This window comes from Photorhabdus noenieputensis (assembly GCF_018448935.1).
GTDB lineage: Bacteria > Pseudomonadota > Gammaproteobacteria > Enterobacterales > Enterobacteriaceae > Photorhabdus > Photorhabdus noenieputensis.
Genome location: NZ_RCWC01000020.1, coordinates 20,014 through 44,057 on the forward strand (window position 1 = coordinate 20,014; position 24,044 = coordinate 44,057).

18 protein-coding genes, 1 tRNA gene and 1 pseudogene are annotated in these 24,044 nt (G+C 40.0%); 4 read left to right on the top strand and 16 right to left on the bottom strand.

The features are described 5' to 3' along the window. Positions 1-3: 3 nt before the first annotated feature. The 3 genes from dppC to dppA form a co-directional block, all read right to left on the bottom strand. A complete protein-coding gene (dppC, locus tag EAE91_RS13985) occupies positions 4-903 on the bottom strand; it encodes a dipeptide ABC transporter permease DppC (protein ID WP_214089032.1) in 900 nt (299 codons plus the stop codon). Positions 904-913: 10 nt separating this feature from the next. Next, positions 914-1,933 carry a dipeptide ABC transporter permease DppB gene (gene dppB / locus EAE91_RS13990; RefSeq protein ID WP_214089033.1) on the bottom strand — a complete coding sequence of 340 codons (1,020 nt, stop codon included), beginning with the start codon at positions 1,931-1,933 and terminating at the stop codon, positions 914-916. 228 nt (positions 1,934-2,161) lie between these two features. Beyond that, positions 2,162-3,772: a dipeptide ABC transporter periplasmic-binding protein DppA gene (dppA, locus tag EAE91_RS13995; RefSeq protein ID WP_214089034.1), complete on the bottom strand. Its 1,611-nt coding sequence runs from the start codon at positions 3,770-3,772 to the stop codon at positions 2,162-2,164. Between the two features lie 1,007 nt (positions 3,773-4,779). Between dppA and EAE91_RS14000 the strand changes: the two genes are divergently transcribed. Further along, a complete protein-coding gene (locus tag EAE91_RS14000) occupies positions 4,780-6,162 on the top strand; it encodes a DHA2 family efflux MFS transporter permease subunit (protein ID WP_214089035.1) in 1,383 nt (460 codons plus the stop codon). Between the two features lie 532 nt (positions 6,163-6,694). On the opposite strand, the gene EAE91_RS14005 is transcribed toward EAE91_RS14000, so the two are convergent. The 12 genes and pseudogenes from EAE91_RS14005 to glyQ all read right to left on the bottom strand — a co-directional run bounded on the left by EAE91_RS14005 (position 6,695) and on the right by glyQ (position 19,438). After that, complete coding sequence (locus tag EAE91_RS14005; protein WP_214089036.1) at positions 6,695-7,942, bottom strand: ATP-grasp domain-containing protein; 1,248 nt, start codon at positions 7,940-7,942, stop codon at positions 6,695-6,697. A gap of 11 nt (positions 7,943-7,953) precedes the next feature. After that, on the bottom strand, positions 7,954-8,874 hold the full coding sequence (locus tag EAE91_RS14010) for a DMT family transporter (RefSeq protein WP_214089037.1): 921 nt from the start codon (positions 8,872-8,874) through the stop codon (positions 7,954-7,956). 103 nt (positions 8,875-8,977) lie between these two features. Next, positions 8,978-9,541 (bottom strand): adenine phosphoribosyltransferase, encoded by a 564-nt coding sequence (locus EAE91_RS14015; RefSeq protein ID WP_214089038.1) that lies wholly within the window; start codon positions 9,539-9,541, stop codon positions 8,978-8,980. Between the two features lie 2 nt (positions 9,542-9,543). Continuing rightward, positions 9,544-10,485 carry a cysteine synthase family protein gene (locus tag EAE91_RS14020; protein ID WP_214089039.1) on the bottom strand — a complete coding sequence of 314 codons (942 nt, stop codon included), beginning with the start codon at positions 10,483-10,485 and terminating at the stop codon, positions 9,544-9,546. Positions 10,486-11,037: 552 nt separating this feature from the next. After that, positions 11,038-11,958, bottom strand: coding sequence for an EamA family transporter (locus EAE91_RS14025; protein ID WP_214089040.1), 921 nt, complete (start codon positions 11,956-11,958; stop codon positions 11,038-11,040). A gap of 1,991 nt (positions 11,959-13,949) precedes the next feature. Beyond that, the gene (locus tag EAE91_RS14030) at positions 13,950-14,672 is read right to left on the bottom strand and encodes a helix-turn-helix transcriptional regulator (RefSeq protein ID WP_214089041.1); all 723 of its coding nucleotides are present in this window, start codon (positions 14,670-14,672) and stop codon (positions 13,950-13,952) included. A 245-nt stretch (positions 14,673-14,917) separates the two neighbouring features. After that, a pseudogene (locus EAE91_RS14035) lies at positions 14,918-15,037 on the bottom strand (IS1595 family transposase); the annotation flags it as partial. A gap of 454 nt (positions 15,038-15,491) precedes the next feature. Continuing rightward, positions 15,492-15,568, bottom strand: a tRNA-Pro gene (locus EAE91_RS14040). Between the two features lie 224 nt (positions 15,569-15,792). Then, on the bottom strand, positions 15,793-16,065 hold the full coding sequence (locus EAE91_RS14045; RefSeq protein WP_214089042.1) for a type II toxin-antitoxin system YafQ family toxin: 273 nt from the start codon (positions 16,063-16,065) through the stop codon (positions 15,793-15,795). Continuing rightward, a complete protein-coding gene (locus EAE91_RS14050) occupies positions 16,065-16,325 on the bottom strand; it encodes a type II toxin-antitoxin system RelB/DinJ family antitoxin (RefSeq protein ID WP_036779839.1) in 261 nt (86 codons plus the stop codon). The genes EAE91_RS14045 and EAE91_RS14050 overlap by 1 nt, the downstream gene beginning before the upstream one ends. Positions 16,326-16,444: 119 nt before the next feature. Further along, complete coding sequence (gene glyS / locus EAE91_RS14055) at positions 16,445-18,514, bottom strand: glycine--tRNA ligase subunit beta (RefSeq protein WP_214089043.1); 2,070 nt, start codon at positions 18,512-18,514, stop codon at positions 16,445-16,447. Between the two features lie 9 nt (positions 18,515-18,523). Continuing rightward, positions 18,524-19,438: a glycine--tRNA ligase subunit alpha gene (gene glyQ / locus EAE91_RS14060; protein WP_214089044.1), complete on the bottom strand. Its 915-nt coding sequence runs from the start codon at positions 19,436-19,438 to the stop codon at positions 18,524-18,526. 210 nt (positions 19,439-19,648) lie between these two features. Between glyQ and EAE91_RS14065 the strand changes: the two genes are divergently transcribed. The 3 genes from EAE91_RS14065 to EAE91_RS14075 all read left to right on the top strand — a co-directional run bounded on the left by EAE91_RS14065 (position 19,649) and on the right by EAE91_RS14075 (position 22,602). Continuing rightward, positions 19,649-20,206: a DNA-3-methyladenine glycosylase I gene (locus EAE91_RS14065; RefSeq protein WP_214089045.1), complete on the top strand. Its 558-nt coding sequence runs from the start codon at positions 19,649-19,651 to the stop codon at positions 20,204-20,206. Positions 20,207-20,418: 212 nt separating this feature from the next. Beyond that, positions 20,419-21,672, top strand: a complete 1,254-nt coding sequence (locus tag EAE91_RS14070; RefSeq protein WP_214089077.1) for a valine--pyruvate transaminase — start codon at positions 20,419-20,421, stop codon at positions 21,670-21,672. 609 nt (positions 21,673-22,281) lie between these two features. Continuing rightward, positions 22,282-22,602 (top strand): YceK/YidQ family lipoprotein, encoded by a 321-nt coding sequence (locus EAE91_RS14075; RefSeq protein WP_214089078.1) that lies wholly within the window; start codon positions 22,282-22,284, stop codon positions 22,600-22,602. A gap of 68 nt (positions 22,603-22,670) precedes the next feature. Here the strand turns inward: EAE91_RS14075 and EAE91_RS14080 are convergent, their stop codons facing one another. Then, entirely contained in the window at positions 22,671-23,960 is a 1,290-nt protein-coding gene (locus tag EAE91_RS14080; RefSeq protein ID WP_214089046.1) for a YidR family protein, read from the bottom strand. Between the last annotated feature and the right edge of the window lie 84 nt (positions 23,961-24,044).

Consider the following 24,044-nt stretch of genomic DNA (forward strand, 5'->3'; position numbering starts at 1 on the left):
TCACTACTGCTTGAGTTTAGGATCAAGTGCATCACGCAAACCATCACCCATCAGGTTAAACGCCAACACTGTCAGCAGAATCGCTATCCCAGGGAACGTCACTACCCACCAAGCGCTTTGTGCAAACTGCAATACATCAGACAGCATTGTTCCCCATTCCGGCGTGGGTGGCTGCGCCCCCATCCCCAGAAAACCCAAAGCAGCCATATCAAGAATGGCATTGGAAAAACCCAGAGAAGCCTGCACAATCAGCGGAGCCAAGCAATTAGGCAGAATATTGATAAACATCTGACGCATGGAACCCGCCCCCGCCACCTGCGAAGCCGTCACATAGTCACGATTAACTTCGACTAATACCGCAGCACGAGTTAAACGGATGTAATGTGGCAGAGAGACAAAAGTCAACGCCAACGAAGCATTGACAATGGATGGCCCAAAGATCGCCACGAGCACCAAAGCAAGCAACAGGCTTGGCAATGCCAGCATAATATCCACGATACGCATGATGATAATATCCACCACACCACCGAAATAACCCGCCAGCACCCCCAGAAAAACCCCCATCAACAGGGATAACACCACCACCAGACAACCTACCAGCAATGAAAGCCGAGCGCCGTACATCAGACGTGAAAGTAAATCACGCCCAACATCATCAGTACCCAGAATAAACTGCCAACTTCCCCCTTCCTGCCATGCCGGCGGCGTCAGCAAAGAATCGCGGAACTGTTCAGCCGCGCCGTGTGGGGCAAGCACCCCCGCCAACAGAGCAACCAACAACATCAGCACAATATAAACCAAGCCAGCAACGGCCCCTTTATTGCGCTTAAAGTAATACCAGAACTCCTGCATCGGCGTCATAATCTTAGGCGCACTGTTTGCAGGCTCAGTCACTTGAGACATAATGTGCTCCCTATTTCTTATGCCGGATACGCGGGTTAACGACGCCGTATAGCAAGTCAACGATCAAATTAACCAAGATGATCATGATCGCCACCAGTAATACGCCTCCCTGCACCACCGGATAATCCCGACGTTGAAGTGCATCGATCAGCCAGCGTCCAAGCCCCGGCCAAGAAAAAATAGTTTCAGTCAGGATCGCCCCCGCCAGCATAATGCCGACCTGCAAGCCGATAACAGTGACAACCGGCAGCAATGCATTGCGAAGCGCATGGACCACAATCACACGCATACGACTCAAACCTTTAGCACGTGCAGTACGGATATAATCTTCACCTAATACTTCCAACATCGAAGAGCGGGTCATACGGACAATCACTGCCAGTGGAATCGTTCCCAAGACAACGGCGGGCAAAATGATATGCATCACCGCATCTTTAAAATCACCGGCTTCACCCCAGAATAGCGTGTCGATTAGCATAAAACCGGTGAGTGGATAACTGTCATCAAGGAAAACACTGTCGCTTATCCGCCCGGATACCGGCGTCAGATCCAACTGGACAGAAACCAGCATGATCAACATGATCCCCCACCAAAAGATCGGCATGGAGTATCCGGTTAGGGAAAGTCCTATCGCCGTATGATCAAAAACAGAACCACGCTTTACCGCCGCGAGAACGCCAACGGGAATACCAACAGCGATAGCGAACAGCATGGCGCATATCCCCAGTTCCAGCGTTGCCTGGAAACGGGGAACAAACTCTTCCCACACCGAGATACGACTTTTCATGGAGATACCAAGATCACCATGTAACACATTACTTACATAATGAAAGTATTGCTGCCAAAGTGGTTTATCCAACCCCATTTCGGCCATTAGCTGGGCATAGCGCTCAGCAGATATTCCACGTTCCCCGGCCATAATGGTCACCGGATCGCCGGGGATCATATGGACAAAAGCAAAAGTCAGTAAAGTAATGCCAATAAACGTTGGGATTACCAACCCCAGACGTCGGAGTATGAACTGCAACATATCCCAAACTCTCTTTTTTTAAATGCCGGTTACAGCTCTCAGGCCGTTTGGCTTGATAAGGGGGAGGACTTTCCCCCTTTTGGCTTACAATCTTTTGGCTCACAACGTAATCAACACCTTGCCTCTACTTTTTTGTTAGTTTTCCACCGGTCATAACCATCTGGAGAAAACCGCCATCTTCGTTTAAAAATCAGTAAGATGGCGTATCACAACAAAGCAAAAACAGGATTATTCGAGAGACACGGTATCGAAGCGGTGTTTATTACCCAATGGCTCAACGACATAACCTTTAACTTCTTTACGGATGGGTTCATAAACAACGGAATGAGCGATAATCAGCGCCGGGACCTGCTCGTGCATCACAACCTGTGCTTGTTTGTAAAGCTCGACACGTTTGGCGTGATCAGAAGCGACACGCGCTGGCTGAATGATGTCTTCAAATGGCTTGTAGCACCATTTAGAGTAGTTGGAGCCTCGCTCTTTGGCCGCACAGCTAAATAGGGTTGCGAAGAAGTTATCTGGATCGCCATTGTCCCCGGTCCAACCCATCATCACAACTTGATGCTCGCCGTCTTTAGCTCGTTTCAGATATTCGCCCCATTCATAACTGACAATTTTGGCTTTCACACCAATTTTCTCCCAGTCAGCCTGGATCATTTCAGCCATACGACGAGCATTTGGGTTATACGGCCGCTGTACTGGCATTGCCCACAGATCGATAGTAAAACCACCTGCCAAACCCGCTTCTTTTAGTAACTGTTTCGCCTTTTCCGGATCATATGGATAATCTTTAATGTTATCGTTGTAACCCCATATCGTCGGTGGAATCAGGTTCTTCGCTTTTTGGCCCGCGCCCTGATAAACCGCCTCAACGATAGCGTCTTTATTGACCGCCATCGTCAACGCCTGACGAACTTTAAGATTATCCAATGGTTTTTTGGTGACATTGAACGAAACATAACCAACATTCAACCCCGGCTGTTCTAACAAGACAATATCTTTATCCTTCTTCATGCGGGCAATATCCGCTGGATTTGGATATGGCATGATCTGACATTCATTTTTCTGTAGTTTTGCATAACGAACAGATGCATCAGGAGTAATAGAGAAGACCAACCGATCCACTTTCGCTTTATCACCCCAGTAGGATTTGAACGCTTTATACAGGATACGAGAATCTTTCTGATATTGAAGCAACTGGAATGGACCCGTGCCGATTGGATTCAGATCGACATTTTCCGGCGTACCAGCTTTCATCATCTTATCTGCATATTCTGCGGACATAATAGAGGCGAAATCCATCCCTATATCAGCCAGGAACGGGGCTTCTGGACGGGTCAGTTCAAACCGGACAGTATAATCGTCAACTTTTACAATCTTATCGATCATCTCACTCATGCCCATACCAATGAAATACTCATAACTACCGCCTGAGACTTTATGGTATGGGTGATTTTTATCTTTTTGACGCATGAAAGAGTAGAGCACATCGTCAGCATTAAAATCACGAGTGGGTTTAAACTCTTTATTTTCGTGCCATTTAACGCCTTTGCGCAGATGGAAAGTATATGTCTTGCCATCATCACTAATATCCCATCTCTCCGCCAATCCCGGTATGATTTCGGTGGTACCGGCTTTGAACTCAACCAAACGGTTATACAGTGGTACAGAGCTGGCGTCATAGCTTGTACCGGCAGTGAATAATTGTGGATTAAAGCCTTCCGGTGAGCCTTCGGAACAGTAAACCAATGTTTTTGCCTGAACGCTGGCGGTTACTGCCAATGCAACTAAGCTGACCCCTAGCTTCAATAACTTCGCTCTTTTAGAGAAAGTAGTCATTTCTTGCACTCCATTTGTGATGTTGTTGTGTACAGCCAGAATCTGCACTTCCTGTCCGAAACTGCGCTGTTTAGGTTTTGTTTATTATTTTCAGCTTATCAATTAAACAACTGTTGTCTCTTGCGTCAATAAGATCTCAACAGATGTCATAAACAACAGGAAAACACAAAGGAAACCAATAATTAACATAGTTAGCACAAAAACATGACAATGCGCACATTTTATAGACAAAAAGACCATAAAAAACACATAGTGATAGTATTAATCACTATTCACCTAGGCGCAAAATTTGTGGTTGTTTGATTAATTAGTAAACGATTATTTCACAAGAAAAGATGATAACTGGTATAAAATGCTGTGTGCCAAATAAAATCGGTACCTGAAAAGTTAATCCAATAAGAGTAACATTAATAACATAAATAAATACAAAAATCTGTTACTAGCTTTATTTACTTTTCATCACTTTTGGTTTCATTAATGATTGATCAATAAATTAGTGACCATTGCCATTATCAAGTCGCTATTAATGCTAGGTTGGCTAAAGACATCTTTAGTTATTTCGACCTCATCACCTTTATCAACACAATAAACAGCTTCATAGAAAGAAAGTAATTTTTTCATAATCGTAAATACTGGTATTAGCAATATAGTGAAGAGATATAAAAAAGTTTCATTGTTTTCTGCGCGAGATAGATGTTGCCCTAAGCTAAAAATCACTGTGGAAAAGATGGAATAGGAACATAAAGTTCATGTGATGGTGTAACGAGGAACTCTGTCACCTTAAATTTGTGTGAAATAGCTCAAAAGATTCATCTGAAGTACTGCTCAAAGGGACGCCAAAAGCGGGCATCTCTTGAAATAATGACACTTAATCCCGAACTAGAGAAAATACCACTAAAGCAAGCCGCTTTAAAATCAGCTAAGGTAACAATCGGTATGTTTACCAATAGCTGTCTTACCCATTCGCGTTCAGGCAAGAAAAACTTTATTGGCGGCGGAGATATATCATGACCAAAAATAGTTATTCTGAGCAGCCAACATCTTTAAATCGATACCAACGCTGGGTTATCACATGTCTTGTTATCGGGATTTGTTTACCGCTATTAGATGCAACAATCATTGGCGTTGCCATTCCATCTCTGACAGTCAGTCTTTCGACTTCAGTTGCGCAGTTACAGTGGGTTTCAACACTGTATACCTTGAGTGCGACAGTCACAGTCACGATTTGTGCTTGGGCGACACGCCGAGTGGGAGCCAAGAACCTTTGGCTAACCGGTCTGGCCGTTTTTACGTTAGGTTCGTTATTTTGCGGTTTTGCCTCTCACATTGATTTTCTTTTAGCCAGTAGAGTCATACAGGGCATAGGTGCCGGTATTCTGATGCCTGTAATGCAAACAGTATTGGTTAATGCAGTTGGCAAGCAAAACTTGAAAGGGGCTATGGCAACCATTGCTGTACCCACAGTTATTGCGCCTATCGCCGGGCCTATCGTTGCAGGCTATTTATTACATATTGGTGATTGGCGCTTAATCTTCTTTATCAATGTGCCCATTGGGATAGTAGCCATTGCGCTTAGCGCCGTGTATATCACCAAAAATGATAAATCGGAATCTATACGTTTTGATCTAATGGGATTTTTACTGCTAACGCCATCGCTATTGTTCATGATTTACAGTCTGTCATTACTGACAAAAGCAAATACAATGAGCACCCTCCATTGGTTAATTATGGCTGGGATCTTACTTGCAAGCCTAATATTCATATTGCTTTTTGTTCGCCATACACGAAATAAAACCTCTGATGCTTTAATTCAACTTGCACCGTTTAAAATAAGATCTTTTACTGCATCCATTTGGTTATTACTTCTTTCAAGTATTAGTTTTTATGGCGGCCTTTTTGCTTTACCAATTATGTTTATACATGGCTTTCAACAAAGTGAATTACTTGCCAGCATTTGGATAGGCGCTCACGGAGTAGGCGCACTTCTTTCACGCTCTTACCTTAAATCATTAAGTGGACGTTTTGGTGTCAGTAATACAGCTCTGATTGGAACAATAATGGCTATATTCGGCACAGTGCCGCTATTTCTACACAATATCCCATCTCATCCAGAAATCATCATAGTAACAATGCTGCTCAGAGGTGCTGGTATAGGTTTACTTACATTGTTAGCTATGTCCCATGCTTATCATGAGTTACCTGCTACTCAAATTCCCGATGCTAGCGTAATTACCAGAATCGGAACCTTATTTGGTGCATCGCTAGGTACAGCCACTGTCGCTGTGCTTTACAGTATTGCCCCAAGTCGTGAGGATTTTTCCCTAATTTTACTTGGGCTACTATTTATTACTTTCTGTTGTACAATTCCAGCCCTCAAACTACGGCGTTAATCCCAGTATATAGTACGGGTACATAATTATGTGCCCGATTTTTAGATGGAATACCTGACACCTTGATGTTCAATGCATATGGTGCCGTTATGAATCAGCCGAAGAAAACACTTAGCACTGTTGGGAGAACAACTGTGGATTAAATCCTTTGCTTACACTCGATTTGTGATGTTGTTGTGTACAGCCAGAATCCGCATTTCCTGTCAAAAACTGCGCTGTCTGGGTTTTGTTTATTATTTTCAGCTTTATTTCCATCACCTTAGGTTTCATTAATGGTTTCTCGGTAAATTTAGGTGATATCTAAACGACTAAATCTGATTTTATCCATCATAGCCGCCAGAGCCAGAATTTTACTGGAAGATATAACGCATCTCCGGTTAGCGACCATTATTATCTATACCCGTCATCTTTCAAGCTGCCTCTTTGTTGGCTGCACTCTCTCACCCCGGTCACATAGTTATCTATGCTCCCGGGGATTCGCTCCCTTGCCGTCGCGATGCAACTTGAAATCCATAGGGTATAACATATAATTCTAAACAGGTTTCAAATACCCACCCAGTTCTTCCATTATCCTAATTTTTTCGTAATCCTTATGAATAACATTCTTATCATTATGAACTAAGTAAACGGTTCCAGGTTGGCTAAAAACATCTTTAGTTATTTCGATTTCATCATCTTCATCAGCATAAAAAATAGCTTCACAAAAAGAGGGCAATTTCTTTAATTCTGCCACAAAATCATTAGCAGTAAATATACCAGGACGATGATTAATCAAACATACATTATAGGAATGATTAATAAGAATATAAGCTTCTCTTTGTATAACCTCATGGAAATTTTCCGGTTCAACAATAGATATGGCAGCAGCACTAATTTGCCCTAAACCTGTTGTTAATTTTGCTATCGTCGGTCGTAATATTCCATCTATTCTCGCGGCAATTTCAACAAGTTTTGGACCATCAGGCGTTAACATCACTTCCGCATGACTGGGACCATTAAATATGCCTAAAGCAATGACAACTTTCCTCGTATATTCTACTAAAACATTATATTCTGGATAAGAGGAATCAATAATGTCATCAATATCATAGATTATACTACCCGTATCAAGTTTACGTTTCTTATATTTTACTACTTCGGTAACTAATTGATGACGATTAAGCGATACCATATTAACGACATATTCAGTCCCGTTAAGAAATTCTTGTATTAAAACCTGATGATTACAGAGATTAAGTTTATTGGATTTTCCCAGTATTTTATGAAAAGCTTCCTTAGCAGAATGCACATCTTTACAAATATAAACACCATCAGAGCCCGCACTCTCTAATGGTTTAAGTACTACAGGAAAGTTATTAAAGGCTTTAATCCATTGTTCCGCCGCAGGCCAATCTGAAAATTTGCCCTGCTCAGCCGCAGGAATTTCATATTTTTTTAGTGTATCAATCATCTCATATTTATTGCGCCTTGCAGATGTCTTGGCAAAATCATTTTTATAATTCAATTCAAAATGATTATTAAGCTCATCAGCAAGCGAAACACCACTTTCACTCCCGGCAATAATAAATTCAACTCCCTGTTTTTCAAGGAAGTTGACTGTATCCTCTATCGTGTCGTGAATATGGTGCTCTTGGTAGATTGAATAATCAAATCCTTTATAATAATAACTATGTAAATCTGATTTCGAAGCAATATGCAAGAGATAACACCCCTTCTCATAAAGCTCTTTAGCCATAAATTTACCAGAAGAAAAACCATCTACAATAGCAACCTTTTTCATTTTATACCCCATTATACCCTATTTGTCTTTTTTATCTTACTTACACCAAGAATGGTTAATAAAGAAACGATAACCGAAACCGCAATCAGACTTTCAACAGAAAAAGCTATCCGTGAATCAAGATATTGAAAAAGAATCGTAAATACAGGTATTAATAAAAATAACAAAGAGACATGAAGCGGGGTAATGGCATTAATTGTTTTCTGTACGAGATAGATTGGAAGTAAATGTCCGACTATAACAAGAATCAACATCGGAAGAATCATCTCAATATCCAAGCTAAGAGAAACATCGGATATTGAAATATAGCAAAATGAAATTACTACCATTAAAATATTTCTAACAGACAATATCTCATATGTTTGCCATTTTGCCTTGAATAATTTCTTAGAAAAAATAGTGTATAATACTGTTCCTACCGCACTGAGTATCACACTAACAATACCAATAATCCGATCCTGAATTGAGGTTGATGATAATCCACTATTTCCTAAAAACGAATTTACCAGCATCACACCTACGCCAATAAGAACCAACCAGGATATGACAACTTCCAATCTTTCTGTTTTTGCCTCGCTTTTATCGATAAAAGATGAGAGGAGGATAGTTATCGCAGGGCCGCAAGCTACTGAAGCGACACCCACTATTGCAGGCTCAAGAAAACGCAATGCAATGATTAATCCTCCCCAATTTAGTAAAATTGAGACATTAACAATTAACACCAATAAGGTGTTCTTGCGGACCTTCACGATTAATTGATTAATCCCTTTGCAAATACTTATCGTCACAAACAACAAAGTAGATGATACAAAGCAATAAAAGATAACAATAGCTGAATTTATCGATTGCGTTAAATACGCAACAAACACATCAAACGCTGCACTGATGAGGCAAAAAATAACCCCATATACTACGCCATTATATGAAGACATATATCACCTATTGCTCTTTTATTCCAAAAAGTAAATTTCCGACATTGAATTCCCCTTATTATTGTAAATTCATCTTTAATCGTTATTGTCTTCATATTTGTTATTAATCAATAACCTTAACACTTTTGTGATCAAGATAAATTTTAATAATCGTTTTCACCTCTATGCCAGTTTTATCTTTCACCTTATTTTTACCATTATTCTGGATTTTCTCTACCGCACAGATAACATCTTTAATCTCACCCCCTCTCTTTTGTACGGCTTCTATAAGAGATATCACTGCCCCTCCGGTACTTAACGTATCATCAATAATAGAGACGCGATCACCTGGTTCTATTCCATTGAGATACATTTTTCCTTCAAAATATTCAGAGCTGATCTGTACAACAGTATTATTCATCTCGTCCAAACCATAGGGATACCATCTAGCCATTGCTAATGGTATTCCTGTAAAGAGAGAGATAGCTGTTGCCAGTGGAGCGCCTTTATCCTCTTCTGTAACAATTTTATCTACTTTAAGATCCATTAATTGGATTATTCTATGAGCAACTTCGATCAAAACTTGGGGCCTCAACGCGGGTAGTTGATCTGTAAATTCATTAACTGTTGTAAGTGCTTTCCCCGAATTAACAACTCTTGCGTTTTCATAAACATCTTCTAATAACATTTTTAATCTGCCTTATATTCAGGATAAATACCATCCCAACGACTTTTATATTTCCATGCACTATCAAAGAATAACGTAATGAATACTTTATTATGTACTTTTTGCAGCATCCTCTCACATACTAGTAAATTAGCACCACAGGTAGGACCTATACCAAGATCATCGCTCAATATAAATTCTTTCATTCTTTTCCATGCTTCATCCCCCTCTACTGTATATACCTCATCAATTAATTCTTGGACAGTATTGACCGAGAGAACACCAGCACCAAGCCCCATCAAATTATGATTATGATGTTCAAAATGAAGGCCGTTTCTCAGTGCATATAATGGCGCAGAACTGTTTACTTCAATACCAATTGTTTTTATATTGCTATATTCTCTTTTTAATATTTCTGCAATTCCTGAGAAAGTTCCCCCTGTACCTATCGAGCAAATAAAATAATCAGGAATAAGATTATTTTCTTTTAATTCTTTAACGATCTCCTCTCCACATATATTCCAAGCTTCCTTATTTAATGTTGTACCTGACTGGTCAAGAAAAAAGACATTATCTTCGCTTTCAGCACAATCTTTTGCTGCCGAAACTGCCCCATTCAGAAACAATTCCTTTGGTGTCTCATAAATTTCCGCACCATAAAATCTTATCTGCTCTTTACGCTCATCTGTCATACCTTCTGGCATAAATATTTTGACCTTATACCCTTTCTCTCTTCCTATCCATGCTAATGCCGCCCCTCCATTGCCTGTCGAACAGTCAATCAACGTCATGCCTGGTCGTATCTTACCTTCTTTTTCTAACGTATTAACTATATGCAAAAACGTCCTATCTTTATGGCTACCAGTAGGATTTTGATATTCACACTTCGAAAACACTCGATTACCGTTTATTCTAAACTGATCAAGTTCGAGTAAAATCGTGTTACCTATGTCATTTAATTTCACATTTACATTCCATTTGATATTCATAGAAGATAATATTCATACACCATTCCTATGTTTTTTCAAACAAGTCATTTAATGAATGAGATATATTTCTCAAATGGATAAATTAAGCTTTATTTATCATGATATTAATAAAATCAGAGAATAAAAATAAATACATTAAATATCATTAATAATAATTAATTGTTATTTTTTTACTACGATATTATTAGTATATACGTAATTTTTCCACAGGGATTACTGGCACAAACGATTAAGTGATTCAACAATAGAACATTGTTAAAAACCGGCCTTTTTTAAGTTGAACATCGGCTATCTTTCTGTTTCGGTCAGCTATTTATAGTTCATCGTACATTTTCCTTTAGCTAGAAAGATGCTTACTATAGCAACTGACCGTTTTTCTGAAAAATTACATTATTAGTCGAATCCTTCATATAAATCTGATTTATAGGCCACATGCCAAAGATAATATTTCTTCTCATAAAGCTCTAACCATAAACTTACCAGAAGAAAAACCATCTACAATAGCAACCTTTCTCATTTTATATCCCATTATACCCTATTTGTCTTTTTTATCTTACTCACACCAAGAATGATTAATAAAGAAACTATAACCGAAGCTGCGATCAGGCTTTCAACAGAAAACGCGATACGTGAATCAAGATATTGAAAAAGAATCGTAAATACAGGTAGTAACAGAAATAACAGAGAGACATGAAGCGGGGTAATGGCATTAATTGTCTTCAATACAAGATAGATTGGAAGTAAATGTCCAATTATGACAAGAATCGACATTGGAAGAATTATCTCGATATCTAAACTAAGAGAAACATCGGATATTGAAACATAAAAAAATGAAAGTACTACCATTAAAATACTTCTAACAGACAATATCTCATATGTTTGCCATTTCTCCTTGAATAATTTCTTAGAAAAAATAGTGTATAACACTGTTCCTACAGCACCACATATCACGCTAACAATACCAATAATTCTATCCTGAATTGAAGTTGATGATAATCCACTATTTCCCAAAAATGAATTTACCAGCATCACGCCTACCCCAATGAGAACTAACCAGGATATAACAACTTCCAATTTTTCTGTTTTTGCCTCGTCTTTATCGATAAAAGATGAGAGGAGGATGGTTATCGCCGGGCCGCAAGCTACCGAAGCAACCCCCACTATTGCAGGCTCAAGAAAACGCAGCGCAATGATTAATCCTCCCCAGTTTAGTAAAATTGAGACATTAATAATTAACACCAATAAGGTGTTCTTGCGGACTTTCACGATTAATTGATCAAACCCTTTGTAAATACTTATCGCCATAAATAACAAAGTGGATGATATAAAGCAATAAAAGATAACAATAGCTGAATTTACCGATTGAGTTAAATACGCAACAAACACATCAAATGCTGCACTGATGAGGCAAAAAATAACCCCATATACTACGCCACTATATGAAGACATATATCACCTATGATTCTCTCATTCCAAAAATTAAATTTCCGACATTTGACCAATTTTATTATTGAAAATTCATCTTTAATCTCAATATTTCCTATACTTAACATATTACCAATAATAAAGAAGCAATCACCCGATTTAATACTATTGAGATACATTTTTACTGCAAAATGTTCAGAACTGATCTGTACAACAGTATTATTTATCTCATCCAAACAATAGGCATACCATCTAACCATTGCTAATGGTATTCCTGTAAAGAGAGAGATAACAGTTGCCAGTGATATTCACGCGTTGAAAATACTCGATTACCGTCTATTCTAAACTTATTAATTTCAAGTAAAACTGTGTTACCGCTGTCATTTAATTTCATATTTACATTCCATTTTATGTTCATAGAATATAATATTCATACACCATTCTTATGTTTTTTCAAACAAGTCATTTAATGAATGAGAGATATTTCTCAGATGGATAAATTAAATATCGCGAATAGTAATTAAATGTTATTTTTTACTATGATATTATTAGTATATATGTAATTTTTCTACCGGGATTACGAGTAAAAGCGATTAAATAAAATTTAAGTTAAATAGCGTAATTTATATATGTATTTTATTGAGCAATTATTTTTAATTATTTAATTAATCAATAAAAACCGATGAAATATCTGTCAATATAATCAAATAAAGTCGCCACGTGAATAATATGGCGAAGCATGTTGATGTAAAATTAACAATACAGCCTTAGGCGTTGTTATCTGAACACTCCTCTTATTAGAGAATGCTATCTGTTCCCAAGGGCGACGATGCATTTTTGTACCAGACTTTCTTATCACTTTTTCAACAATAGCCAGAATTTGATAAAGACTGATTTCATATCAATTCGTTTATCGGCTCGAAATACGGTTTATCTCACTCCGACTTTCGATAATTTTTGACATTTTTACGAGATTAAATTATGTATAAATTTTTTAACGAAACCAACGATCAAATATAGTCACTAAATTCAGTATTGTTACACGAGAATTTATCATCATTTACTGTCCACGGTGAAACTTCTCGTTGTGACCAGATTATTCAAGAGATGATTATGCACTAATATACGGCGGGATCTAATTCATTTTGTGTGGTTAATTCAGTTGCAAAAAACCAAATAAATCTCAAAAAAACACCTTTGAATAAGATTCCAAAATAGTATTACATCTTATACTACTCATAATTTTATGTATAACAATGAGTTGAAGAAGGCCATGCGTAGCAGAATTATGAAACGTTATTTAATTCTATTGACAATAGAATTAAACTTCAAAGAACATTGTTTTATTATTTTTAATAAAAGTTAAATTTGACTTAATAAGCACCTTTTTCAGAAGGACAGTTAGTTGTATTCAATCGGGTCAATTAATCATTAACAAAGAATTGAAAAGAAATCAGCTCGCAAAAAATATTATCTGAACAGGATCATATTTAATTGCTTTCTAGCTATTATTTTACGAATCAAGTCATGAAAATAATGCAATAAAAAATAGTGTAAAACAGAATTAATAAAAATAAAAAACGGGTATGATTAACGTTAGTTGAATGTAAAACACAATATCCCATGATGATTAAATTTAACAAAAAGCGAACGTTAAAAGTGACAAAAAGATCGTTAAAAATTTATACCAATTAAACCAGAAACCCAAATAATGGTTTTTAATAAAAGTTTAAATGAGCTTGTCGTCGGTAGAGAGAATCCAAATGTCTTACTTGTGCGTAAGTGCAAAAATCATCTACAGAGATGTATATACCCTATGGATTTCAAGATGCATCGCGACGGCAAGGGAGTGAATCCCCGGGAGCATAGATAACGATGTGACCGGGGTGAGCGAGTGCAGCCAACAAAGAGGCAACTTGAAAGATAACGGGTATAGGAACTTCTACGCTCTGAGACGTAGGGTTCTGCTAAGTAGAACCCTAATCGAATAGTGACGACAACTATATTGCTCATTGTTATGCCAGAGGTATATAGGGGTTAGGGTTAATAAATCTAGTAGGAGCATAGTTATCATATCCTTTACCCCTGCAATATTCTTTTAACTGACTTAATGAATTTATCCCCATTTTTTGATAAATTATTTGTAGCCTACTTTGTACCGTTCTATATGAAATACCTAATCTTTTAGCTATATCTTTGGCGCTTAGTGATTGCAAAGCAAAAAATACTATATCGAACTCTCTATCAGTAAATAAATCAGTTGGTGTGCCAAAAGTTAATGAGTCGGGATGCCTATTGTTTTCAAAATGATACATGGAATAAATTTCAAGTTTTCTACCATGTCCAACAACCCCAATACATTTTCCATCCTTCATTAGTGGTGTAATATGGGCTAGAAATGGTTGGATAATTTTTTCTCTCCCGCCATAAATGAAAGTGTTTAGTACTGGAATGGTTTTTTGACTAGTCATTACGTTTTTATCATTAGCTTGTATAATATCTGCAAACTCAGCCGATGGTGCTGGACATTCACTATCAAGCCTACCTTCTATGTTAAAACCCTTAGGAAGGCCACTGTAATAAAGCGTAGCATCATTAGCATAGACGAATCGAGATTCTTTGTCTTTTATAACCCAAAGATCGTTGCTGTTTTCCATATACGATATGAAGGCATCAAAACTTTTTGAATGAACATCTAGTTCCTTGTTTACAGAGAAACTCATAGTTTTATCTTTCATAATTTCCCCCATCATGATTAAACTGTAATAACTTCCATGTGAGGTTATCACTTTTACAATTCAACAAGTAGTTATATTTATGATTTTCAAACAATAATCTCTAGAAAAACCGTTTTTTATGATTAAATGCATTAGTTTACCTTGTGGTAAACTACAGGGAGGGATATAACTCATTTTGTGTGGTTACTTCAGTTGTAAAAAGCCAAATCAAAAAACATTCTTTAAGGGGCTGTCCTAGATAACGATTATATTTTTCCTTTAACTATTTGTTTTAGAATATGTAATTGGTCTTTTACACCTGGTGTATTAAATCTCCACTCACATTCCTTGAGAAAGAGCTCAAAATGCTCTTTTGAGATGCCATTTCTGAGTTTTGATCCAAAAATATCTTCCATTCCAAGACATGGTAGCCTGATCTGAAAATGACTATGGGAGCGATGGAATAGGAACGTAAAGTTCATACTATGGTGTAACGAGGAACACTGCCACCTATACGGTACAGCGACATAATGGTAAGTATGTGGCAATTCTAGAAAAACATCAGACTTGTGTGAAACAGTTCAGAATGTCCATCTGCAATACTATTTCAAGGGATGCCGGAGATAGGCATCCCTTGAAATAGGATGTATGAACTCAGACCTTTATTTGGCAGGTTATCCACTCTAGTTTCGGTGCTTGTCAGATTATGCAAGCCAATGCACTAAACGGTTGTAACTTTTAGAGTAAACATAAAAACGACAAAAAGCCTTACAGCAGTCACTGTAAGGCTTTTCTATTTTCTTTAAGTCCGCGGCTTATTGACAGCCCCAAACCCTAAATTGGTCGGCGAGAGAGGATTCGAACCTCCGACCCACTGGTCCCAAACCAGTTGCGCTACCAAGCTGCGCTACTCGCCGAAAACGAGCCGAATCTTACTGCGCTCGCTACAGGCCGTCAATACCTTTTTGATAATCATAGGTTAGTTGCTGATAAAAACAACTGAAACTCAGTTATGTCGCACTTTCTCACGGATTTCACAGAAATACGTCATTAGGTAAAAAAATAATGTTGTAGCTAAATCTGGACTTTCTTTTTCCTAACTAAGTTATTTTAACCTGCTACCCAGCGCACCTAGAAAGGTTTATTCATCAAATAGGTCAGAATGTCTTCCTGTTCGTTCAAACCTAACAACATCACCAACTACTTTGTAAATCAACAACCAGTCAGGCTCAATGTGAGCATCACGAAACTCCTTCCATTCACCACGGAGAAGATGATCCTGATAGTTAGCAGGCAATGGTCTATTATCAATCAACAAACTCATTAGGACCTTAAGTTTGTTCATATCCTTGCCACGTTTTTGTGCGGATTTCACATCACGCTTAAATTGACTTGAATATCTTGGCTGGCACATCAGATACCAAGCTGATCGAATAAATCGTCAGCATCCTTTGCTTGATGAATGTCTTCACCACGATCACTCTTAGCCAAAGTTTCGGCAGTCAATTTATTAGGTACTCTCATTTCAAACGGTAATGCTTTTTCCTTCGCAACTTTAGTCAAGGTGATACGCACTAGATCAGATATGGTTAACCCCATACCAGCCAAAACCTCGGTAGCTTCTGCTTTTAATGTCTCATCGATTCTTGCCCGAACAAATGCACTTGCAGCCATAAATCCCCCTTTTAATTTATAAATAAAACGTAGCTCGAATGAGCTACAAAATCAAGGTTAGAGGTATTAAGTTCCGGCTATCGCATTTCACAACAGCCGGAATTGACTATTTCAGATTACTATTGCAGTAACGAAATATCAGCAACTCTCAGGAATAGGTCACGCAATTCACTTAACAGGGTTAAGCGATTTATTCGCACCTGTAAGTCTTCATCCATCACCATCACATTGTCAAAGAAAGCATCGACAGCTTCACGCAAAGATGCCAACTCAACCAACGCTTCCTGATAGCATCCTTGAGCAAATAAAGGTGCCAGCTTATCCTGTAAAGCCACCAGATGTGTTGCTAGTTTCACCTCTTCTGGCGCTTTCAGCGCGGAAACATCTACCTTCTCGTTCAATGTCTCTTCTGATTTCGCCAGAATGTTAGAAACACGCTTATTCGCTGCGGCTAACGCTGCGGCTTCATCCAGTGTACGGAAGTGAGTCACCGCTTTAACACGAGCATCGAAATCAGCAGGCTGCGTCGGACGACGTGCTAATACTGCCTGAATGGTATCAACGCCGTAACCTTGCTCCTGATACCAAGCACGGAAACGGCCAAGCATAAACTCCACCACATCATCCGTAACCTTGCTATTCGTTAGCTTGTCGCCATACAGGCGAACCGCTTCTTCTGTCAGTGTCTGCAAATCCAGCGGCAGTTTTTTCTCAACGATAATACGCAGAGCACCCAACGCAGCACGACGCAACGCAAACGGATCTTTATCGCCTTTCGGATGCTGACCAATACCAAAAATACCCGCCAGAGTATCCATTTTGTCAGCAATCGCTAACGCACAAGAAACGCCAGTAGAAGGCAGTTCGTCCCCCGCAAAACGCGGCTGATATTGCTCATTCAATGCCAGAGCAACATCCTCTGCTTCACCATCATGACGGGCGTAATGCATTCCCATCACACCTTGTGTATCAGTGAACTCAAATACCATGTTGGTCATCAAGTCACATTTAGACAATAAACCAGCACGGGTAGCATGATTTACATCAGCGCCGATTTTTTCTGCAATCCAACCGGCCAACGCCTGAATACGATCCGTTTTATCACGCAAAGTACCAAGTTGTTTCTGGAACAAAACCGTCTCCAGACGAGGTAAATTATCTTCCAGACGCTGTTTACGATCCGTCTTAAAGAAGAATTCCGCGTCAGCCAAGCGTGGACGGACCACCTTTTCGTTACCGTCAATGATTTGCTGTGGATCAGAAGATTCAATGTTGGCAACAAAAATAAAGTTCGCCATCAGCTTGCCGGCACTATCGTAAACCGGGAAGTATTTTTGGTCACCTTTCATGGTGTAAACCAACGCTTCTGACGGCACAGCAAGGAATTTCTCTTCAAATTTCGCCGTCAGCACAACCGGCCATTCAACCAATGAAGTGACTTCTTCCAGCAGGCTGTCACTGATATCAGCAACGCCACCCAACTTAATCGCGGCCTGTTCTACATCTTGCTTAATGAGTGCCTTACGGATTGTATAATCTGCAATCACTTTACCGCGTTGCTGCAAAATCGCTGGATATTGTTCCGCGTCATCAATCGTAAACTCAGATTCACCCATAAAGTGGTGACCACGAATAACACGTGCGGATTTAATACCCAGAATTTCGCCTTCAATCAGTTCATCGCCAAACAACATGGTAACGGTATGAACCGGTCGAACAAACTGAGTCTCTTTATCGCTCCAACGCATCAGTTTAGGAATTGGCAACTTACTCAGCGCCTGATTGACCATACCCGCCAATAGCTCTTTTGCACCGAGGCCCTTAACCAGCGCGCGATACAATAGCCATTCGCCTTTATCTGTCACTAAACGTTCAGCCTGAGCAGCCGTGATACCACAACCGCGAGCCCAACCTTCCGCCGCTTTTGTCGGTTTACCCTCAGCATCAAATGCTTGAGCAATCGCCGGACCGCGTTTTTCTACTTCACGATCAGCTTGAGCCTTATCCAGATTAGCAACTTTCAGTGCCAAACGGCGCGGCGCGGCAAACCAACTCACTTCACCATACGCCAAATTCGCGTTATCCAATTCCGCCGCAAAATTAGCAGCAAATGCTTCAGCTAATGAACGAAGAGCCTTCGGCGGCAACTCTTCTGTGCCGATTTCCACCAGGAAAGTCTGTTGAGTCATGACAGCCTCTTAGTTCTGATTCTTGTTACACATAGGGAAGCCTAACGCCTCGCGGGAGGCATAATAAGCTTCGGCAACAGCTTTGGTCAGGGTACGGATACGCAGGATATAACGCTGACGTTCAGTCACCGAGATAGCTTTACGGGCATCCAGCAAGTTGAATGTATGGCCCGCTTTGAGAATACGTTCATAAGCTGGCAACGGTAGCGGCGTTTCTAACGCCAGCAGGTCCTGAGCCTCTTTTTCATATTGTTCGAAGCAGGTAAACAGGAAATCGACATCCGCATGTTCAAAGTTATAGGTGGATTGTTCCACTTCATTTTGGTGGTAAATATCGCCATAGGTGGTTCTACCCAGAGGACCATCGCTCCAAACCAGATCGTAAACACTGTCTACGCCTTGGATATACATTGCCAGACGTTCAAGACCGTAAGTAATCTCACCAGTGACAGGCTTACACTCAAGGCCGCCTACCTGTTGGAAGTAAGTAAACTGAGTCACTTCCATCCCGTTAAGCCACACTTCCCAACCCAATCCCCAAGCGCCTAACGTTGGGTTTTCCCAGTTATCTTCAACAAAACGGATGTCATGAACTGTTGGATCTAATCCTAGCTCTTTCAGAGAGCCCAGATATAGCTCCTGAATATTGTCTGGGGATGGTTTAATAATGACTTGAAACTGATAGTAATGTTGTAAACGGTTAGGGTTTTCACCATAACGGCCATCTGTCGGACGACGGGAAGGTTGCACATAAGCGGCGGCAATTGGCTCGGGGCCAAGTGCACGCAAGCAAGTTATTGGATGAGAAGTACCCGCACCGACTTCCATGTCCAGTGGTTGGACAATGGTACAGCCCTGGCGCGCCCAATAATCCTGTAATGTCAGGATCAGCCCCTGAAAGGTCTTGGTATCAAACTTTTGCATGTTAGATCCGCACGCGATACATATGAATTTGAAAGGAAGCTGGTCAGTATACCCTTTGACTTTAAGATATACAGCCCTGAATTCGCTCTTAATTTCGCCTTGAAATAAAAAAATCTCAATTTGGTTATTTTACTTGTATATCTATACAGTTAAGGTACTGTCAATGACCAACCACTGATACCGAAAATAACGATTATGGAATTAACACGTATGGAATTAACACGCTGCCATTGGGTTACCTCTGATCCGGAATATCTGGCTTATCATGACAATGAATGGGGAAAGCCGCTAAAAGATAGCCAAAAGTTGTTTGAAATGATCTGCCTGGAAGGGCAACAATCTGGGCTATCATGGCTGACTATTCTGAAAAAACGCGAAGGTTATCGTAAATGTTTTCATCAGTTTGATCCGGCCAAAATTGCTGTCATGGATGAAAACGATGTAGAACGGCTGATGCTTGATCCCACTATTATCCGTAACCGCACCAAAATTAACGCTATTATTAACAATGCACGAGCCTATCTTAAGATGCAGCAGCAAGGAGAGGAATTCAGCACTTTTATCTGGCGCTTCGTCGATGACAACCCCATTATTAATCAGTGGGAAACGATCACTGAGGTACCGGTAAAAACAGAGATTTCAGAGGCGTTATCGCAAGCGCTGAAAAAGAGGGGATTCAAATTCATTGGCAGCACCACTTGCTATGCATTTATGCAAGCTACCGGTTTGGTCAATGACCATATAATAAACTGTTTATGTAGAAAATAAATTCAGTGAATTACTATCGCACTTAAGATTAAAATGAATAATAAAGCTGGATATTAACCAAACATTCAGTTCTTTATTTTAAATGCTAAATTAAACGCAATATTAAATAACTAATAGTCATAACTTTCCAGATTGCACCCCAATAGTGCGCGGAGTATGGTGTTATGTCTCTTATTCTTATTCCTAACAACACACCGACAACGAACGTGGCTATGATTTTTTCTCAATTTGGTAACAAATTCACACAAGATGCAGGCATCACCCGCCTGATGAATGACCTTAATCAAGGGTTGAGGACGCCCGGTGCAATTATGCTTGGCGGTGGCAACCCGGCACATATCCCGGAAATGGATGACTATTTTCAGCAACTACTGACAGAGATGGTCGCCAACGGCCAACTCACTGACACGCTATGCAACTATGATGGACCTCAAGGAAAGGATACCTTGATTCAAGCATTAGCAGAGATGTTGCGCGAAAAATTGGGTTGGGAGATTGGTACACAAAATATTGCCCTGACCAATGGCAGCCAAAGTGCGTTCTTCTATCTATTTAACCTGCTGGCTGGACGCGGAGAAGATGGCTCTGTCCGCAAGGTGCTATTTCCACTAGCACCGGAATATATTGGTTATTCTGATTCAGGGCTAGATGAAGGCTTATTTGTTGCCAATAAACCCAATATTGAATTATTGCCAGAAGGCCAATTCAAATATCATGTTGATTTTGACCATCTAAATATTACCGAAGATATTGGCCTGATCTGTGTTTCTCGCCCAACCAACCCAACGGGTAACGTTATCACTGATGAAGAATTACAACGGTTAGATTATCTGGCTCAACAACACCAGATTCCATTACTCATTGATAATGCTTATGGCGTGCCATTCCCAGGTATTATTTTTAGTGAAGCTACACCATTGTGGAATCCCAATATTATTCTGTGCATGAGTTTATCCAAATTAGGCTTGCCGGGTTCACGCTGCGGAATCATCATCGCTAACGAGAAAATCATCAATGCCGTCAGTAATATGAATGGCATCATCAGCCTTGCGCCGGGCGGTGTGGGCCCCTCAATGGCATTGGAAATGATCCGTCGTAATGACTTGCTTCGTTTGTCACAAGAAATTATCCGCCCATTCTATCAACAACGGGTTCAGGACGTGATTCAGATTATCCGTCGTTATCTGCCGACAGAACTTTGCCTTATCCATAAACCAGAAGGTGCCATTTTTCTGTGGCTGTGGTTTAAAAATTTGCCGATAACCACAGAAATGCTTTATCAAAGACTGAAAAAGCGTGGTGTGTTAATGGTTCCAGGTCACTATTTCTTCCCCGGACTGGAACAAGACTGGCCGCATACTCATGAATGCATGCGTATGAATTATGTCCCTGATCCGGAAAGTATTGCCAAAGGGATTGCGATTCTGGCGGAAGAAATTAAATTAGCACATCAGCAAGCAGCCTGAAATCACCTAAGATCATCTGAAATCAATAGTAAAAAAAGTAAAAAAGCTCCTGCTCGGAAATGCAGGAGCTAAATGACAACGAGGACTTTACATAATTATTTTCAGAATTTGTAGAATGCTTTGTGCATAAGAAGGGAAAGAAACGCTCCTTGTTTGCCTACTCTCCTTAAGCAGCCTCTATTCAACCAGAAATTTCTAAATCCAATGCCTTGAATAGGCGGGTTTTTGTGCGTTTACTGGCAGTCAAAGTAAAAGCGCACTTCTATTGATATCACTATGTGATCTGGAATAGTGATCATCTCAGACGATCTCATTAGCCGCATCGTTTCAGCCTTAAGAATTATTTAATTTATAGACTATTCGAATCATTATAATAACTCACATTATTTTTTATTAATTAAAAAACAGAAAAAAATCCTGTTACATAAAAAATTCACGACTTTTTGATCTCAATGCTATGGTCAACGTTGCGTGACGTGATTATAGTGATTGATGTCAAAACCCTTCGTTAAGGGATTTGGAGAAATTTGGGGAAATAAAGATCACCCAACAAACTCACTCAAGGGCGAACTATTTCAGCGGCTTAGCCATACGAGATCGATAGAACCGATGAAGAGTAATAAACTAATTCTATTTTGCGTCACATTAGGATGGCTGTTAATCAGCGGGTGTACCAGCATCATGACACATTCAGGGCCTGGCCGCGGTTATTATCCCGGAACTAAAACTGACATTGAAATGTTAAAAGACCAAGATACAGGTTGGGTAATAAAACCACTACTCGCGATTGATCTACCTTTTTCCGCGCTATTAGATACTCTGTTATTACCTTATGACTATATAAAATCTGACGAAGATCAATCAGCAAATTCACCAAAAGAGCGAATTGAAAAAATAGAAAAAGCACAAAGTCAAACCAAAAACAATTAATCGATAATCCGTTTCGATTTATTTATTGCCACCAGCAGGAAAAGGCAGTGAACTGGCGGCAAATATACTTATTTCAGTCCTGTTTCCACCAGGAAAATTTGCATATAGCCATTAACTTCACGTATAAAGGCAACATGATGGTTATCCGGTGAAATCACAACCGCATCCGCGGCAGGCGCTTTCTCTGTACGCTTCGTTAAACGCTGCATTTGACCATTGTTTACATCACACAACATCACGCTGTTATCACAAATGAAAGCAACAAACTGCCCTCTGTTTTCCCAACTAAAAGCGGACTGAATGTCACAATGGCTCTGCGTTATTTGACGAGGCTCACCGCCATTTGGCGATATTGTCCACAGTTGCACAATGCCATTGTCATCTTTCATCAGAAAACCAATTTGCTCACCATCCGGTGAAGCCCGCAACCAATGGCGTGGATTATTCACTACCCCCGGCCAACGCCTATGACTGGTCAATGTCAGACGACGCTGCATGATATTAGCAGGCGGTGCAGGTAATGTCGTTTCCGTACCTTGCAACGGTTTTTCCCCTGCCACGGCATAATCAGCATCCTGTTCAGGCAGATCAACGATATAGACTTCCGGTACTTTTTCCCCTGTTGCAGAAATAGTATCGCCAATAAATGCCAGCGCCCAACGCTGCCAATTTCCATCCGCTTTACGATATCCTGCTTGACCTATCCAACACTCTTCATAAGCACGATTAATCTCATCACTGCCCGGCTGCGGCTGAAAAGTAGTACTACTGACGACAACGGAGAAATAGCTGCCATCATATTCACGAGGATGGTGTTTAGGTGGTTTAACTGATTTGAGGGGCACAGCAACAGCGATATTGCGTAAATCCAACGCTGGATCAAGCTCATGCATAACATGGTCGTTATAAGTAAAACTCAAACGACTGCCATCCGGGCTGAATACATGAACGTGACTGCCACCGCGCAGTGCTCCCAGTGTATAAGGGGAAGTAATATCCATCGCATCCAAGGTGACCGCTTTTCCCGGTAAATCTTCACTGACAATCACCCCTCGCCGGTGATGAAAATCGTAATGCCATTGCTCATCTGGAAATTCAGGCCCATGAATAAACGCATAACGGACAGGTTCTGTTGGGCTGACTGTCACCACGCCAACATGCGCCCCCTCTTTAGCCTGATAGATAATTTCTGTTTTACCACTATGTACATGAATTTTTTCTATCGTTAAACCAGTAAAAGAAGCGCCATGAGGACGAACATCATAAACTAACCACTGGCTGTCTGGTGTCCAGACATTAATATTGGTAAGCTGGTGGCTACGATTATCAAACGTGATTTGCCGTTCCTGAAAGGCCATTTTATTATCCTTATATCAGGTTTTTTCGGATAAATAATATTAATCCGAAATGGATGGAACTAAAAAATTTCAGTCGAGACTTTA

Excerpts from the sequence above, each read along its gene's own strand:
- EAE91_RS14045 (WP_214089042.1), bottom strand. The coding sequence starts at position 16,065 with ATGTGCCAGCCAAGATATTCAAGTCAATTTAAGCGTGATGTGAAATCC.
- EAE91_RS14015 (WP_214089038.1), bottom strand. The coding sequence starts at position 9,541 with ATGTTATTAGAAGATGTTTATGAAAACGCAAGAGTTGTTAATTCGGGG.
- EAE91_RS14030 (WP_214089041.1), bottom strand. The coding sequence starts at position 14,672 with ATGAAAGATAAAACTATGAGTTTCTCTGTAAACAAGGAACTAGATGTT.
- EAE91_RS14080 (WP_214089046.1), bottom strand. The coding sequence starts at position 23,960 with ATGGCCTTTCAGGAACGGCAAATCACGTTTGATAATCGTAGCCACCAG.
- EAE91_RS14065 (WP_214089045.1), top strand. The coding sequence starts at position 19,649 with ATGGAATTAACACGCTGCCATTGGGTTACCTCTGATCCGGAATATCTG.
- glyS (WP_214089043.1), bottom strand. The coding sequence starts at position 18,514 with ATGACTCAACAGACTTTCCTGGTGGAAATCGGCACAGAAGAGTTGCCG.
- dppC (WP_214089032.1), bottom strand. The coding sequence starts at position 903 with ATGTCTCAAGTGACTGAGCCTGCAAACAGTGCGCCTAAGATTATGACG.
- EAE91_RS14070 (WP_214089077.1), top strand. The coding sequence starts at position 20,419 with ATGATTTTTTCTCAATTTGGTAACAAATTCACACAAGATGCAGGCATC.
- EAE91_RS14005 (WP_214089036.1), bottom strand. The coding sequence starts at position 7,942 with ATGAAAAAGGTTGCTATTGTAGATGGTTTTTCTTCTGGTAAATTTATG.
- EAE91_RS14050 (WP_036779839.1), bottom strand. The coding sequence starts at position 16,325 with ATGGCTGCAAGTGCATTTGTTCGGGCAAGAATCGATGAGACATTAAAA.
- EAE91_RS14075 (WP_214089078.1), top strand. The coding sequence starts at position 22,282 with ATGAAGAGTAATAAACTAATTCTATTTTGCGTCACATTAGGATGGCTG.
- dppA (WP_214089034.1), bottom strand. The coding sequence starts at position 3,772 with ATGACTACTTTCTCTAAAAGAGCGAAGTTATTGAAGCTAGGGGTCAGC.
- EAE91_RS14010 (WP_214089037.1), bottom strand. The coding sequence starts at position 8,874 with ATGTCTTCATATAATGGCGTAGTATATGGGGTTATTTTTTGCCTCATC.
- dppB (WP_214089033.1), bottom strand. The coding sequence starts at position 1,933 with ATGTTGCAGTTCATACTCCGACGTCTGGGGTTGGTAATCCCAACGTTT.
- EAE91_RS14025 (WP_214089040.1), bottom strand. The coding sequence starts at position 11,958 with ATGTCTTCATATAGTGGCGTAGTATATGGGGTTATTTTTTGCCTCATC.
- EAE91_RS14000 (WP_214089035.1), top strand. The coding sequence starts at position 4,780 with ATGACCAAAAATAGTTATTCTGAGCAGCCAACATCTTTAAATCGATAC.
- glyQ (WP_214089044.1), bottom strand. The coding sequence starts at position 19,438 with ATGCAAAAGTTTGATACCAAGACCTTTCAGGGGCTGATCCTGACATTA.